The sequence below is a fragment of the Curvibacter lanceolatus ATCC 14669 genome, assembly GCF_000381265.1.
Lineage (GTDB): Bacteria > Pseudomonadota > Gammaproteobacteria > Burkholderiales > Burkholderiaceae_C > Curvibacter > Curvibacter lanceolatus.
In genome coordinates this window covers 60,319-73,916 of the sequence record NZ_KB906263.1, presented here as the reverse complement: position 1 = coordinate 73,916, position 13,598 = coordinate 60,319, and the positions used below count along the sequence as shown (strand labels likewise).

Sequence of the window (13,598 nt, the reverse complement as noted above, 5' to 3'; positions counted from 1 at the left end):
TGGCTGAGGCCGCTTCAAGGGGCGATTTCAAGGGTCAGGTCATCGACCCACAGGGCGCCATCGTCTTCCAGCATCACGGCGGCCTCGAGCATGTAGCCGTTGTCCGGAATCCTGAGTTCGATGGTGTAGCGCTTCCAGTCCTGCGTGCCCTTCACGCGGGCATCATTCATGTGGTTCCACTTCAGGATATTGCTGCCGTCCGTGACGTGCAGCACCAGTGCACCGCCACCCCCCATGGCCTTGTCCGTGCGCAGGTAACCCGACAACTTGGCCAGCTTGCCTTTCCAGCAGGCCGGGATCAATGTTTCCTGTTTCAGCACCCCGAAGTCCTCCGGGCTCACCTGGCGGATCTGTGCGCTGCTGGGGGCTGAGAGAAAGATCTTGGTGTCGCGTTCAAAGGCGTAGTTGCCACTGACCCGATGCTCGATGGCTTTCCAGCCCTTGATGCGCCCGTCCTCGGTCTCGCTGAAGGACGGGTTGGTCAAGGTCACCTTGGCGGCTTCGCCGGCGCTCGGGCAGGCTGGTTGCGCCTGGGCAGCGCTGGTGATGCCCGTCAGCACGGTCAGCGCCGTGAAGAGCAGGAGGGGAGATGCGTTGCGGGGTCCGGAAATCATGGTGCAGAGGCGAGGTGGTCACGCACCCGGTGGAGCGCGCGAGGTTTCAGTCTGGGTGACATGGAAGTCTACCGCCCAGCTCGGCACCGCACGAGCCAACACCCCCTGACACGGTTGGGGGCCGTTATCGATAATGACACTGAACCGTCGTATTGGCGGCTTGGGTATTTTTTGAAAGGACACCATGAAACTCGTACGCTACGGCAACCCCGGCAAGGAAAAGCCGGGCCTGATTGACGCCGAAGGCAAGTTGCGCGACCTGAGCAGCGTGATCAAGGATCTGGGCCCGGAGCAGCTCAGCGACGCTGCCCTGGCCAAGCTCGGCAAGGTCAAGGTCGACAAGCTGCCGCTGGTGCGCGGCAAGCCTCGTTTCGGCACCCCGGTGGCCGGCGTGCGTAAATTCATCGCCATCGGCTTGAACTACGCCGACCACGCCGCCGAGGCCGGGCTGCCGGTGCCCAAGGAGCCCGTGGTGTTTACCAAGGCCATCAGCTGTCTGCAAGGCCCCAACGATCCGGTGATGCTGCCCAAGGGCTCGAAGAAGACCGATTGGGAGGTGGAACTGGGCGTGGTGATCGGCAAGCAGGCACGCCATGTCTCGCAAAAAGAGGCTCTGAACCACGTGGCCGGCTATGTGCTGGTGAACGATGTGAGCGAGCGCGAATTCCAGATCGAGCGTGGCGGCACCTGGGACAAGGGCAAGGGTTGCGACACCTTCGGCCCCGTCGGCCCCTGGCTGGTGACGCGCGACGAAGTGCCCAACCCGCAGCGCCTGGACCTGTGGCTGGACCTGAACGGCCAGCGCATGCAAAGCGGCAGCACCAAGACCATGATCTTCAGCGTGGCCAAGATCATCAGCTACCTGAGCCAGTTCGTGACCCTGGAGCCGGGCGACATCATTACCACCGGCACGCCACCGGGCGTGGGCATGGGCATCAAGAAAGATGGCCAGCCAGCACCGGTGTTCCTGAAAAAGGGCGATGTCATGACCCTGGGCATCAGCGGCCTGGGCGAGCAGCGCCAAGAGGTGGTGGCCTTCAAGTTTTAAAGCCCTCTCCCAGCTTCAAAGCCCCGGTGTGCACGGCTGCGGGCCTTGGCTTGCCGACCGAAGGTCGGCGTGGTCGGCATACCCGGGAGTTGAAAATCTCGAGAATTTGTACAATAAGTGAGTACAAGTTGGAGAGATATCAATGAGCATTGAAACCACCTACAGCCAGGCCCGTGAACAGCTCAAAACCTTGATGGATCGGGCCGTGGCAGACCGAGAGGTGATCATGGTGCGACGTCGTTCTGGGGGGGATGTCGCCATGATTGCAGCGGACGAACTGCAAAGCCTGATCGAAACTGCGCATCTGTTGCGTTCGCCACACAACGCACAGCGTTTGTTGACGGCCCTTTCCCGTGCCCACTCGGGGGGCGTGCTGCCGACCGACCTGTCCGAACTGGAGCGTCGGGTGAACCTGGATGCCTGAAACAAAGCGGCTGGCGGTGTGCCACCCTGAGTTTCTGGAAGATCTTCAACACTGGATCGAAACGGATCGCAGAACGGCCAGGCGCTTGCTTGAGTTGATCAAGGCCGTTCTGAAAAATCCTTTCGAGGGTATCGGCAAACCCGAACCGCTGAAGTACCTGGGCCCCAATGTCTGGTCGCGCCGCATCACCCAGGAGCACCGATGCGTTTACTTGGTCAAGGCAGATCGCATTGAGTTTTTGCAGGGCCGTTACCACTACGGTTGAGCCCATACCCACACGTGGAAGCACTCAATCCACCGTCGCCCCCGAATCCTTCACCAGCTTGCCCAGGCGCACCGAGTCCTTTTTGATCAGCTCGCCAAACTGCGTCGCGCTGCCCGCCACCACGGGCGTGCCGATGGCCTCCCACTTCTTGCGGAATTCGGGCTGGCTGAAGATGGCGTTCAAGGTGCTGTTGAGCTTGTCGATCACGGCCGGGGGCGTGCCGGCGCGCACGGCCACACCGTGCCAGCCGGTCATCTCGTAGCCCGGCAGACCGGCTTCGGCCATGGTGGGCACATCGGGCAGGGTGGGCACGCGTTTGGCGGTGGTGACGGCCAGTGCGGTGAGCTTGCCCGACTGGATGTAGGGCAGCGAGCTGCCCAGGATGTCGAACATCACGTTCACCTGGCCGCCCAGCAGGTCGTTCAAGGCCGGGCCCGCACCGCGGTAGGGGATGTGCGGCATCTTGGTGTCGATCTGGGTGTTGAACAACTCGCCCGCCAGGTGCTGGGGCGTGCCATTGCCGGCCGAAGCAAAGGCCAGTTCGGCGGCGCGTTTGCTCTTGAGCGCGGCAATCAACTCCTTGACTGATTTGATGCCCGTCTTGGGGTTGACCTCGAGCACCAGCGGAAAGGCCGACAACTGGATCACCGGCGCCAGGTCGGTCAGCGGGTTGAAGGGCATGTTGCGGTACAGCGTCGGGTTGACCGCCATGGGGCCGCTGGCCGCCAACAGCAGGGTGTAGCCGTCGGCGGGCGCCTGCTTGGCCACCTCGGCGCTGCCCAGGTTGCCGCCCGCGCCGCTCTTGTTGTCGACGATCACCGACACGCCCAGGCGGGTCTGCATTTCGCCCTGCAGCAGGCGTGCCATCAGGTCGGTGGGGCCGCCCGGCGGGTAGGGCACCACAAAGCGGATCGATTTGCTGGGCCAGGTCTCTTCGGCCTGGGCCAGCGGGCTGCACAGCGTGCCCAGGGTGGCAAGCGAGCTCAGGGCCAGACTGGCCAGGGCGTGGGTGACGGAACGGCGTTGCATGGTGTTGTCTCCTGTTGTGTTTTTTCGGGCCTGGCGCTTCAGCCGGCAAAGCGCTCGCGGATGTGGCGTGCCGTGGCCAGGGGGCGGCCCAGGCTGGCAGCGGCTTCGGCCGCCTGGGCCACCAGGGCCGCGTTGTGCGGCGCCCGGCTGCCATCCTTGAGCTGCAGGTTGTTCTCGAAGCCCACCCGCACATGCCCGCCCAGGGCGGCGGCGGCGGTCACGCAGGCGTGTTCGGTGCTGCCAAAGGCGCACACGGCCCAGGGCTCGGGGCCCGTGTGGGCGTGCACAAAGGGCACCAGGTCCAGCGGGCTGGAGGTCTGCCCCGCGGTGTAGCGCCCCAGCACAAACAGCAGGAACCAGGGCGCCTCGGGCACCGCGCCGCGCTCGCGCAGCGATTGCCAGCGCTGCAGGTCGGCACTGTCGTACAGGATCACCTGGGTCATCACCCGCTCGCGGGCCAGCCAGCCGAAGAAGTCGGCCAGGCCCGGCTCACCGATCTCGGCTTGATCGACCTCGCGCAGGCCCACCGACACGGCCTCGGGGCGCAACTCACGCACCATGGCGATCTGCGCCGGGGCGTGGTAGACGCGGGCGGCTTCGCTGGTCACTTGCAGCACCATCTGGTCGCCCACGGCGGCCCGCACCGCGCTCAGCGCATCACGGTAGCCTTCCACATCCAGGCTGTGGTGGCCCTGGGCGTCGCGGATGTGCAGGTGCAGCATGGCCGCACCCGCGTCCAGGCATTGGCGTGCCGTGAGGGCCAGGGCTGAAGGGGTCAGCGGCACGGCGGGGTGGTCGCTGTGCAGTTTGTAGGCGCCGTTGGGGGCCGAGGTGATGATCAGCGGGGTGCTGGGCATGGGGTTCTCCGATGGGGGCCGTGAGGGCGCTGTGTTGGGGGGCGGGTTCAGTCGCTGTCGATGGGCGGCAATTCGGACGCCAGCAGGGCCAGACCTTGTTGCAGCAAGGCGTCGTAGCGCTGGCGCTCGGCCAGCCGGCGCTCCTCGGGCCACTCGAAAAAGCCGGCGCCGGTCTTCATGCCCAGGCGGCCGGCGGCCACCTGCTCGCGCAGCACCTGGGCGGGCTCGGTGTTGGCGGCCAGCGAGGGGTACATGGTGGCGGCGGCGGCGCAATGCACGTCCAGCCCGGCGTGGTCGCGCTGCAGCACCGGGCCGGCAGCCAGGTAGCGGAAACCGAAGCCGAAGCGCACCGCGGCATCCACGTCTTCCGGCGTGGCCACGCCCTCGTCGATCATGGCAAAGGCCTCGCGCGCCAAGGCGTGCTGCAGGCGGTTGGCCAGAAAGCCCGGCTTGTCCTTGCGCACCCGCACCGGCACGCTGCCGCAGCCGCGCATGAACTGGCACAGGCGGCTGGCCTGCACCTCGTCGGTGGCGGGGCCATGCACCACCTCGACCAGAGGCACCAGGTGGGCCGGCATGAAGAAGTGCAGGCCCAGCATGCGCTCGGCGGTCGGCAGGCCTGCCGCGATGGCGCTGATCGGAAAGCTCGAGCTGTTGCTGGTCAGCACCGTGTGCGCCGGGGCGCGCTGCACCAGTTCGGCGAACAGGGCCTGCTTGAGGTCCAGCTTTTCGGGAATGCATTCGATGACCAGCACCACGTCATGCCAGTCCACCTCCTGCAGGCTGGCCACCGCCTGCACGCGCTCGGCGCGTTGCGCCAGCCCCAGGGGCTGCAGGCCTTGCAGCACACGCTGGGCCATGGCTTGCCGCTGGGCGGGGTTGGGGTCACTCACGGTGACGCGGCAGCCCCCCCGGGCCAGCACGGTGGCGACATCGGCCCCCATGGTGCCGGCGCCGACGACCACGGCATGGGTGTGGCGGGGGTGGGCGGGTAAAAGCAGGTCGGTGTTCATGGTGTCGGAGGCCAGGGAGCCACGCAGATGGTTTGAGAAAGTCTGCGCAGTCTAGGAAGGGGGCATTGCACCGTCCAGACGATTTTTTCAATAAACTGATCTGCCATGCAGATCAATTGGTCCACCCGTGAGCTCGATGTCTTTCTCGCCCTGGGGCAAACCCTGAGCTTTCGGCGCACGGCCGATCAGGTGCACCTGTCGCAGTCGGCGGTGTCCGGGGTGCTGACCCGGCTGGAGGAGTCCCTGGGCACGCGCCTGTTCGACCGCACCACGCGCAGCGTGCAGCTTACCCTGGCCGGCCAGGTGTTTTTTGAACAGGTGCAGGTCTTGCGTGCCCAGACCGACGAGGCCGTGCGGGCGGTGCGCAGCGTGGCCGAGTTGCAGGTGGGGCAGGTCACGCTGGCGGCCTTGCCCTCGCTGGCGGCCACCGTGGTGCCCGCCGCCATGGCCCGGCTGGCCGCCCAGCACCCGGGCATTCGCCTGTCGGTGATCGACACCTTGTCGGGCCCTGCGTTTGACCTGGTGCGCCGCGGCGAGGTCGACTTTGCGCTGACGGCCGCCAACCCGGCCTATGCCGATCTCGACGACCAGCCCCTGGCCTCAGACGGCTTTGTGCTCTTGCTGCCGGCCCAGCACGCTCTGGCCAAAGGACGGCAGGCCCTGGGCTGGGCCGAGGTGGCGGACCTGGTGCACATCTCCATGCCCCAACCCACCAGCGTACGCCAGTACGCCGACGCGGCCTTGCTGGAGCACCGCCTGCGCTTTGCGCCGCGTTACGAGGTGGAGCATCTGGCCACCATCCAGGCCATGGTGGCCGCCGGCCTGGGCGTGGCCGCGCTGCCCGAGTGGGCTGCCGCCGTGGCGCCCTTGCCCGGGGTGGTGAAGCGGCGCCTGTGCCGGCCCGACATCCGCCGCCCCATCGGCCTGGTCACGCGCCGGGGCCGGGCCTTGAGCCCCGCCGCCACCGAGATGGTGGCCCTGCTGCGCGAAGAGATGCTGCGCCTGGTGCCGGCGCGCAGGCGCCGCAACGTGGGCGAGAGCTGAGGGCTTACTTCAGCGGAATGGCCTGGGCCCGATCCACCGGCACCGCAGTCACGCTGTTCTGGGGCGAGCCTTCGACCAGCCGATCCGAGTACGTCAGGTAGACCAGGGTGTTGCGTTTGGTGTCCACCATGCGCACCACGCGCAGCCGCTTGAACAGGATGGACATGCGCTCCGAGAACACCTCGTCTTCACGCGGCAAGGGCTTCTTGAAGCTGATCGGGCCCACCTGACGGCAGGCAATCGAGGCCTCGGCCTTGTCCTCGGCCAGGCCAAAGGCCCCCGACAGCCCCCCCGTGCGGGCGCGCGACACGAAACAGGTCACGCCCTCGACCAGGGGGTCGTCATAGGCCTCGACCACGATCTTGTGGTTGGGGCCGATCAGCTTGAAGGCGGTGCTGACGTCGCCGACCAGGTCAGGGCCGGCGTGGGCGCTGGCGGCGGCCAGTGCCAGCCAGGCCGCGGCGCCAAGGCGGAGCAGCAGGGGGCGTCGGGTCACGGGTGTGGGGTGGGGCATGTGAATTTCTCCTGGGTGCTGCGCGTACAACGGCTGTGGCGACAGGGTGGCTGGCGGGTGGGTGTGAGAGCCTTGAGATTGAAACGCAAAATTGACGAGATCATGACCCATGGCTACATTTGGATCTCTATTTGGAGCTGAAATGGACGCCATTCATTCTGATCTGGTGGTCAGCATGTCCGAGTTCAAAAAGAACCCGGCCGCCGTGCTGCGCGATGCCAACAACCGGCCTGTGGCGGTTCTTAACCACAACCGGCCCGCCTTCTACATGGTCGAGCCGCATTTGTTTGAAGCCATTCTGGACGAGTTGGCTGATCAATCACTACACCGGACAGCGCTCAACCGCCTGGCCGAGAAGTCGCGGGCCGTTGAGGTCGATCTTGACGAGCTCTGAGGCTGCGGGCAGGCCCAAGTACAAATACAAGCTCCGATTCATGCCCGAGGCTTTGGAAGAATGGCATCGGCTGGATGGTTCGGTTCGTGCGCCCCTGAAGAAGCTTCTGGCCAAAAGGCTGGACAACCCGCATGTCCCAGGCGGGGAACTGCATGGAGAACTGGCGGGGTGCTACAAAATCAAGTTGCGTCAGCAAGGGGTGCGGCTGGTCTACGCCGTTGAAGACGACCATTTGATCGTCACCGTGGTGGCTGTTGACAAAAGAGAAGATGGTGTCGTCTATCAGGCTGCCATCACCCGGGTCGCCTCTGAAGCCGCAGCTCTGGCTCGTTCCTTCGCGACAAAACGAAAAAGCCAGCGCCGTGATTGAGGTCATTGGCCCGTAGATGCGGGCCGCAATCCGCACGCCATGCAAACTCACTCCCCGTTTTCAGACCCATCGCTCGGAGCCCCCTCATGGACCTTCAACTCACCCATCGCCACATCCTGATCACCGGCGGCAGCAAAGGCATCGGCCTGGCCTGCGCCCAGGGCTTTCTGGCCGAAGGGGCCCGTGTGACGCTGGTGGCGCGCAACCCGCAGACACTGGCGCAGGCCTTGAGCACCTTGGGCGGTGATGCGCAGCGCGTGGCCACGGTGGCTGCCGACCTGTGCGATGCCGATGCCGCCTTGGCCGCGCTGGATGCCGCTGAGGCGCGCTTGGGGCCGGTCGATGTGCTGGTCAACTCCGCAGGTGCCGCCCGCCGCACCCCGCCCGATGAGTTGACGCCCCAGGCCTGGCACGACGCCATGCAGGCCAAGTACTTCAGCTACCTGCACATGATCGATCCGGCCATCAAGCGCATGGCCCAGCGCGGGCAGGGCGTGATCGTCAATGTGGTGGGCGCGGGCGGCAAGGTGGCCAGCCCCATCCATCTGCCCGGCGGCGCCGCCAACGCCGCGCTGATGCTGGTGAGCGCCGGTCTGGCTGCGGCCTATGGCCCGCGTGGCGTGCGGGTGAATGCCGTCAACCCTGGTGCAACCTTGACCGAACGCCTGCGCGAGGGACTGAATGCCGAGGCCCGTTTGCAGGGCATCACCCCGGACGAGGCCTTGGAGCGCTCCCGCGCCAAACTGCCCCTGGGCCGCCTGGCCACGCCGGAGGAGGTTGCCAACGCGGTGGTGTTTCTGGCCTCGCCCAGGGCCAGCTACATCACCGGCGCCATCCTGGCCATGGATGGTGCGGTGACACCCATGGTGGTTTGAGCCATGACGGAGTGGCACATCCGCTGCCCTGATCTGGAGGCTGAGTGGGCCGCGGTGGAAGGTGAGTCGCTGCTCGAATCAGCCGAGCGCGCTGGTATCGAACTGCTCAGCTCATGCCGCAATGGCACCTGCCGCACCTGCATGTGCCGGCTCATGGCGGGTGAGGTGCGCTATCGCATCGAATGGCCAGGCTTGAGTCGTGAGGAGAAGACTGAGGGCTGGGTGTTGCCCTGTGTGGCGGAGGCTGCGGGAGAGGCCCCGTTGCTGTTGGCGTTGTACTGATTCGGGGTACCTGCCGCTCGGCATCGTTAAGCTCACTGTCGGCGGGAGATCGGCCGTCCCTGCGGCACCTTGCGGCTGTGGCTGTGCGACGTCTTAGAATTCATCTGGCTTTTTTTGGGGGGGATCTCTGGATCTTTCAAGTGAAGTTGATATTCATGACGGATGTGTGAGTTCATGGCTTGCGCGAGGTTTTTGCTGCTGGTGCGCCACAGACCTCGGAGAAGCCATGTTTCGCGGTATGCTTTGGCGTAGTGCCGTTTCTCAAAGGCCTGAGGCAGGACAGACTTTGAGATTGATTGCGGATAATAATTTATGAAAACTATCATGGCAGTATTCGGGACCCGACCCGAGGCCATAAAAATGGCGCCCGTTGTCGCCGCATTGGCGGAACAAGCGGGAATTCGCAGTCTGGTTTGTGTGACGGGCCAGCAACGAGAAATGCTGGATCAGGTGCTGGCATGCTTTGATATTCAGCCGGACTATGATTTGAAAATCATGAAGCAGGGGCAATCCCTGGTGGATATCACAACCGGCATTCTGCATGGGCTGGATACCTTGCTGGACAAGGTTCGGCCTGACTGGCTGCTGGTCCATGGAGATACTTCAACGACTTTTGCTGCAAGTCTGGCAGCATATTATAAAAAAATACCGGTTGGACACGTGGAGGCCGGGTTGCGAACCGGTAATATTTATTCTCCTTGGCCTGAGGAGATGAATCGAAAACTCACCGGTGCCATTGCAGCTTTGCATTTTGCTCCCACAGCGATGGCTCGTGACAATCTCCTGGCGGAAGGGGTATCTGCTGACCGAATCATGGTCACCGGAAATACAGTCATTGATGCGTTGAAGAGTGTGAGTCGGCGCATTGAAACAAATGACGTACTCCGCCTGGCTTTGCAGGCAAGTTTTGAATATTTGAATCCCGATCGAAAAATAATTCTGGTCACGGGGCACCGCCGCGAGAATTTTGGCGCTGGTTTCGAGAGCATCTGCCAAGCCTTGAAGCAAGTGGCCGAGCGCGAAGATGTGCAGGTGGTCTATCCGGTGCACCTCAACCCGCGTGTGCAGGAGCCGGTCATGCGATGGCTGGGAGGCCATCCGCGCATCCATTTGGTGGCGCCGCTGGAGTACGAGCCCTTCGTCTATCTGATGACGCGTTCGTATTTGATATTGACGGATTCAGGCGGAATCCAGGAAGAGGCGCCCTCCCTGGGCAAGCCGGTTCTGGTGATGCGTGACACCACTGAGCGGCCTGAGGCGGTTCAGGCTGGCACCGTGGTGCTGGTGGGCACCGACGCCCACAGCATTGTCGGCCATGTCACACGCCTGCTGGATAATGAGTCGGATTATCAAGCCATGGCGCGTGCCCACAACCCTTATGGGGACGGCCATGCCGCATCACGCATCGCAGAAAAAATCGCTTATGCCTAAATCATTTCAAAAAGTTTCTGTGGTCGGTCTCGGCTACATTGGGTTGCCTACTGCTGCGGTGATCGCTTCAAAAGGCGTGTCGGTGCTGGGGGTCGATGTTCAGCCCCATGTGATTGAGACCTTGAATGCTGGCGATATCCATATCGTTGAACCTGATTTGGCCGGTGTGTTGCGGGCCGCGGTTCAGCAGGGGTATTTTCGGGCGAGCCTTCAGCCCGAGCCTGCCGATGTGTTCCTGATTGCCGTGCCGACGCCCTTCAAGGGAGACCATGAACCCGATGTGAGCTTTGTCGAGGCCGCGGCCAGGAGCATCGCACCCTATCTGCAGAAAGGCAGTCTGGTGATTCTCGAGTCGACCTCACCGGTCGGGACGACCGAAAAGATGGTGACCTGGTTGGCGCAGGCTCGGCCTGATCTGTCGTTTCCTGTGCCCGGAGGGGCTCCAGCCGATGTGGCGGTGGCTTATTGTCCCGAGCGCGTGCTACCGGGCCGGGTTCTGCATGAACTGGTGGCGAACGACCGGGTCATCGGGGGGATGACGTCGGCCTGTGCCGAGCGAGCGATTGATTTCTATAGGTTGTTTGTCGATGGCCAGTGTCTGGCCACGGCGGCGCGGACGGCCGAGATGGCCAAGCTGACAGAAAACGCGTTTCGCGACGTCAACATCGCATTTGCCAACGAGCTCTCATTGATCTGCGACCGCCTGGACATCAATGTCTGGGAATTGATCAAGCTGGCCAATCACCACCCCCGGGTCAATGTGTTGCAGCCTGGGCCGGGTGTGGGCGGCCATTGCATCGCGGTCGATCCTTGGTTCATCGTTCATTCGGCCCCGGAGCAGGCTCAGTTGATCGCGACAGCGCGCCGCGTCAATGATGGCAAGCCGCATGCTGTCATGGACAAGATTCGGCAGGCGCTGGGGGCGGGGGGCGTTGGCCGTTCCATCGCCTTTCTGGGCCTGGCCTTCAAGCCCGACATCGATGACTTGCGAGAGAGCCCTGCGCTTGAAATCGCGCTGCACATGGCGCAGGAGCATGTGGGGCCGGTCTATGTCGCAGAGCCCCACATCAACGCTCTGCCTGCCTCGCTGAAGGCCCTTGGTCACGTGCGCTTGGTGACGGCGCAGGACGCCATCTCGGCGGCTGATGTCGTGGTGCTGCTGGTCAACCACAGCCAGTTCAAAGAAGTGGATCCAGGGACGTTGCAGGGCAAGGCACTGATTGATACACGAGGCCTCTGGTCGTGAAGCAGGTGTTGTTGACGGGGGGCGGTGCTGTGGTGGAGGAGGTTCCTGCACCCTCCGTAGGGCGCCGGAACATCCTGGTCCGAGTGGCGTACTCGTGTATCAGCGTCGGCACTGAAGGGGCCGGTATGGCAGCAGCGGCGGTGCCTTTGTACAAGCGAGCCTTGCGTCAGCCCGAGAACGTTCGGCTGGCCTTGAAGATGGTCCAGGAGCAAGGGGTCGGCAAGACATGGCGGCGCATCCAGGGGATGCTGCAGGCGGGGCAACCCACCGGGTATTCCGCCGCTGGCGTTGTCGTGGCGACGGGTGAAGAGGTGACCGGCTTCTCGGTGGGCGACCGGGTGGCCTGCGCCGGGGCGGGGGTTGCCAACCATGCCGAATTCATCGATGTGCCCGTGAATCTGGCCGTGGCCTTGCCCCAGGATGTGACCTTGGACCAGGCTTGTACGGTGACGCTTGGGGCCATCGCCCTGCAAGGCGTGCGTCGTACGGCGCCCACTCTGGGCGAGACGGTCGTCGTGATCGGCTTGGGCATTCTGGGGCAATTGACGGTGCAACTGCTGCAGGCCAACGGGTGTCGGGTCATTGGTCTGGACCCGGAGGACTCTCGTTTGGCGCTGGCCCGGCAGCAGACCGGCGTGCTGGGCTTGGATCCTCAGAACGATCCCATCGTCTCCCAGGTGGCCTGGCATACAGACGGCTTGGGGGCTGACGCCGTCATCATCACTGCGGCCGCGCCCGACCATGACATCGTGCGTCTGGCCATGCAGGCCTGTCGCAAGAAGGGTCGAGTCGTCCTGGTCGGCGACGTGGGACTGAACCTGCGTCGTGAAGACTTTTACAAGAAGGAACTCGACTTCCTCATCTCATCCTCCTACGGGCCGGGGCGCTACGATCCGTATTATGAAGAGGGCGGGCAAGACTATCCGTTGCCGTATGTGCGCTGGACTGAGAACCGCAACATGGCAGCCTATCTGGCGTTGCTTGCGGAAGGCCGGATCGATCTATCGGTGCTGCAGCCCGAGGTTCACAACATTTCAGAGGCCGACGTGGCCTATCGGCGCATCGCAGAGGCCACACCCAAGCCCTTGCTGGCCTTGCTGCGTTACCCCGATGGTGCGGATGCGCGGGCCCGCAGCGTGCGTCTGCCTCGGGCTGGGGGCAGTCCGCGCGGAGGGATCCGGACGGCCTTGATCGGTGCCGGTGCCTTCGCTCAGGGGATGCATCTGCCCAATCTGGTGCGCCTGCGGGATCGTTTCGAACTGCGCTGGATCATCAGTCGTCAGGGGGCTCAGGCCAAGGCGGTGGCCCGACAGTACGAGGTGCCGGCCGCCGGAACGGAATTCGACGAAGTCCTGCGAGATCCCGAGGTGGATCTGGTGATCATCACCACGCGACATCATCTGCACGCCGGCATGACACTGGCCGCGCTGCAAGCGGGCAAGCATGTGTTCGTCGAGAAGCCGTTGGCCCTTCAGGCGGCTGAACTCGATGCCATCGAGGCGTTTTATGGCGCCGACCCAGCCGGCAAGCCGCTGCTCATGACGGGTTACAACCGGCGCTTTTCCCCGCCCATCCGCCAGGTGCGAGACTGGCTCAGTCAGCGCAGTGGGCCGATGATTCTCCAGTACCGCATGAACGCGGGCTATCTGCCACCCGAGCATTGGGTTCATGGTGAGGAGGGGGGGGGGCGCAACCGGGGCGAGGCCTGCCACATCTATGACCTGTTCGTCCACCTGACCGGATCCCGCCCGGTCACCGTTCAGGCGCAATCGCTGCATTGCCGCGGGGCTCAGGTCCGAAGCGATGACAACTTCTCGGTCACGGCCAGCTTCGCCGACGGCTCGATGGCCAGCCTGCTCTACACCAGCCTGGGGCCTCAGGAGGTCGCCAAGGAGCGGCTGGAGATCTTCATGGACGGCAAGCTCATCGAACTGGATGATTACAAGTCGGTGGTCCTTCGGGGCGCGCGAGCCAAACCCTGGCGGAGCAATCTGGCGCAGAAAGGGCAGTTTGAAGAGCTGCAGGCGCTGGCAAATGCCCTCCGTGACGGAGGAGACTGGCCGATTTCACTCACTGAACAACTGGACGTGGCGCGCCTGGCGCTGAGCGTCGAAACCCAAATTCACCAGCGCCCGTCAGAGGCCTGCTAAACATGCGACAACTCCTACTCAACAACGCCGGGGTCAAAGTCG

16 protein-coding genes are annotated in these 13,598 nt (G+C 64.0%); 11 read left to right on the top strand and 5 right to left on the bottom strand.

Annotated features, from left to right (window positions below; genetic code table 11):
* Nucleotides 1-14 precede the first annotated feature (14 nt).
* On the bottom strand, nucleotides 15-614 hold the full coding sequence (locus tag F624_RS0118940; RefSeq protein WP_031255549.1) for a hypothetical protein: 600 nt from the start codon (nucleotides 612-614) through the stop codon (nucleotides 15-17).
* Between the two features lie 184 nt (nucleotides 615-798).
* Here F624_RS0118940 and F624_RS0118935 point away from each other — a divergent pair, with 184 nt between their 5' ends.
* The 3 genes from F624_RS0118935 to F624_RS0118925 all read left to right on the top strand — a co-directional run bounded on the left by F624_RS0118935 (nucleotide 799) and on the right by F624_RS0118925 (nucleotide 2,351).
* Nucleotides 799-1,662: a fumarylacetoacetate hydrolase family protein gene (locus tag F624_RS0118935; protein WP_019575915.1), complete on the top strand. Its 864-nt coding sequence runs from the start codon at nucleotides 799-801 to the stop codon at nucleotides 1,660-1,662.
* Between the two features lie 142 nt (nucleotides 1,663-1,804).
* Nucleotides 1,805-2,086, top strand: a complete 282-nt coding sequence (locus tag F624_RS0118930; protein ID WP_019575914.1) for a type II toxin-antitoxin system Phd/YefM family antitoxin — start codon at nucleotides 1,805-1,807, stop codon at nucleotides 2,084-2,086.
* A complete protein-coding gene (locus tag F624_RS0118925) occupies nucleotides 2,079-2,351 on the top strand; it encodes a Txe/YoeB family addiction module toxin (protein ID WP_031255547.1) in 273 nt (90 codons plus the stop codon). The genes F624_RS0118930 and F624_RS0118925 overlap by 8 nt, the downstream gene beginning before the upstream one ends.
* A gap of 24 nt (nucleotides 2,352-2,375) precedes the next feature.
* On the opposite strand, the gene F624_RS0118920 is transcribed toward F624_RS0118925, so the two are convergent.
* The 3 genes from F624_RS0118920 to F624_RS0118910 are packed head-to-tail and all read right to left on the bottom strand — an operon-like array spanning nucleotide 2,376 to nucleotide 5,250.
* Entirely contained in the window at nucleotides 2,376-3,380 is a 1,005-nt protein-coding gene (locus F624_RS0118920) for a Bug family tripartite tricarboxylate transporter substrate binding protein (RefSeq protein ID WP_019575912.1), read from the bottom strand.
* 38 nt (nucleotides 3,381-3,418) lie between these two features.
* Complete coding sequence (locus F624_RS0118915) at nucleotides 3,419-4,237, bottom strand: beta-keto acid cleavage family enzyme (protein WP_019575911.1); 819 nt, start codon at nucleotides 4,235-4,237, stop codon at nucleotides 3,419-3,421.
* A gap of 47 nt (nucleotides 4,238-4,284) precedes the next feature.
* Nucleotides 4,285-5,250, bottom strand: coding sequence for a 3-hydroxyacyl-CoA dehydrogenase family protein (locus F624_RS0118910; protein WP_019575910.1), 966 nt, complete (start codon nucleotides 5,248-5,250; stop codon nucleotides 4,285-4,287).
* A gap of 105 nt (nucleotides 5,251-5,355) precedes the next feature.
* Between F624_RS0118910 and F624_RS0118905 the strand changes: the two genes are divergently transcribed.
* Nucleotides 5,356-6,294: a LysR family transcriptional regulator gene (locus F624_RS0118905; RefSeq protein WP_019575909.1), complete on the top strand. Its 939-nt coding sequence runs from the start codon at nucleotides 5,356-5,358 to the stop codon at nucleotides 6,292-6,294.
* A gap of 4 nt (nucleotides 6,295-6,298) precedes the next feature.
* Here the strand turns inward: F624_RS0118905 and F624_RS0118900 are convergent, their stop codons facing one another.
* Nucleotides 6,299-6,808, bottom strand: coding sequence for a CreA family protein (locus tag F624_RS0118900; RefSeq protein WP_019575908.1), 510 nt, complete (start codon nucleotides 6,806-6,808; stop codon nucleotides 6,299-6,301).
* A 109-nt stretch (nucleotides 6,809-6,917) separates the two neighbouring features.
* Here F624_RS0118900 and F624_RS0118895 point away from each other — a divergent pair, with 109 nt between their 5' ends.
* The 7 genes from F624_RS0118895 (at nucleotide 6,918) to F624_RS0118865 (ending at nucleotide 13,556) form a co-directional block, all read left to right on the top strand.
* Nucleotides 6,918-7,202, top strand: coding sequence for a type II toxin-antitoxin system Phd/YefM family antitoxin (locus F624_RS0118895; RefSeq protein WP_245573681.1), 285 nt, complete (start codon nucleotides 6,918-6,920; stop codon nucleotides 7,200-7,202).
* A gap of 40 nt (nucleotides 7,203-7,242) precedes the next feature.
* A complete protein-coding gene (locus F624_RS0118890) occupies nucleotides 7,243-7,572 on the top strand; it encodes a type II toxin-antitoxin system RelE family toxin (protein WP_031255543.1) in 330 nt (109 codons plus the stop codon).
* A gap of 86 nt (nucleotides 7,573-7,658) precedes the next feature.
* Nucleotides 7,659-8,447, top strand: coding sequence for an SDR family oxidoreductase (locus F624_RS0118885; protein WP_019575905.1), 789 nt, complete (start codon nucleotides 7,659-7,661; stop codon nucleotides 8,445-8,447).
* Between the two features lie 3 nt (nucleotides 8,448-8,450).
* Entirely contained in the window at nucleotides 8,451-8,729 is a 279-nt protein-coding gene (locus F624_RS0118880) for a 2Fe-2S iron-sulfur cluster-binding protein (RefSeq protein ID WP_019575904.1), read from the top strand.
* A 312-nt stretch (nucleotides 8,730-9,041) separates the two neighbouring features.
* Entirely contained in the window at nucleotides 9,042-10,160 is a 1,119-nt protein-coding gene (gene wecB / locus F624_RS0118875; RefSeq protein ID WP_031255539.1) for a non-hydrolyzing UDP-N-acetylglucosamine 2-epimerase, read from the top strand.
* The gene (wecC, locus tag F624_RS0118870; RefSeq protein ID WP_281170944.1) at nucleotides 10,120-11,406 is read left to right on the top strand and encodes a UDP-N-acetyl-D-mannosamine dehydrogenase; all 1,287 of its coding nucleotides are present in this window, start codon (nucleotides 10,120-10,122) and stop codon (nucleotides 11,404-11,406) included. Before wecB ends, wecC begins: the two co-directional genes overlap by 41 nt.
* A 125-nt stretch (nucleotides 11,407-11,531) precedes the next feature.
* The gene (locus F624_RS0118865) at nucleotides 11,532-13,556 is read left to right on the top strand and encodes a bi-domain-containing oxidoreductase (RefSeq protein ID WP_019575901.1); all 2,025 of its coding nucleotides are present in this window, start codon (nucleotides 11,532-11,534) and stop codon (nucleotides 13,554-13,556) included.
* The last annotated feature ends 42 nt before the right edge of the window (nucleotides 13,557-13,598 follow it).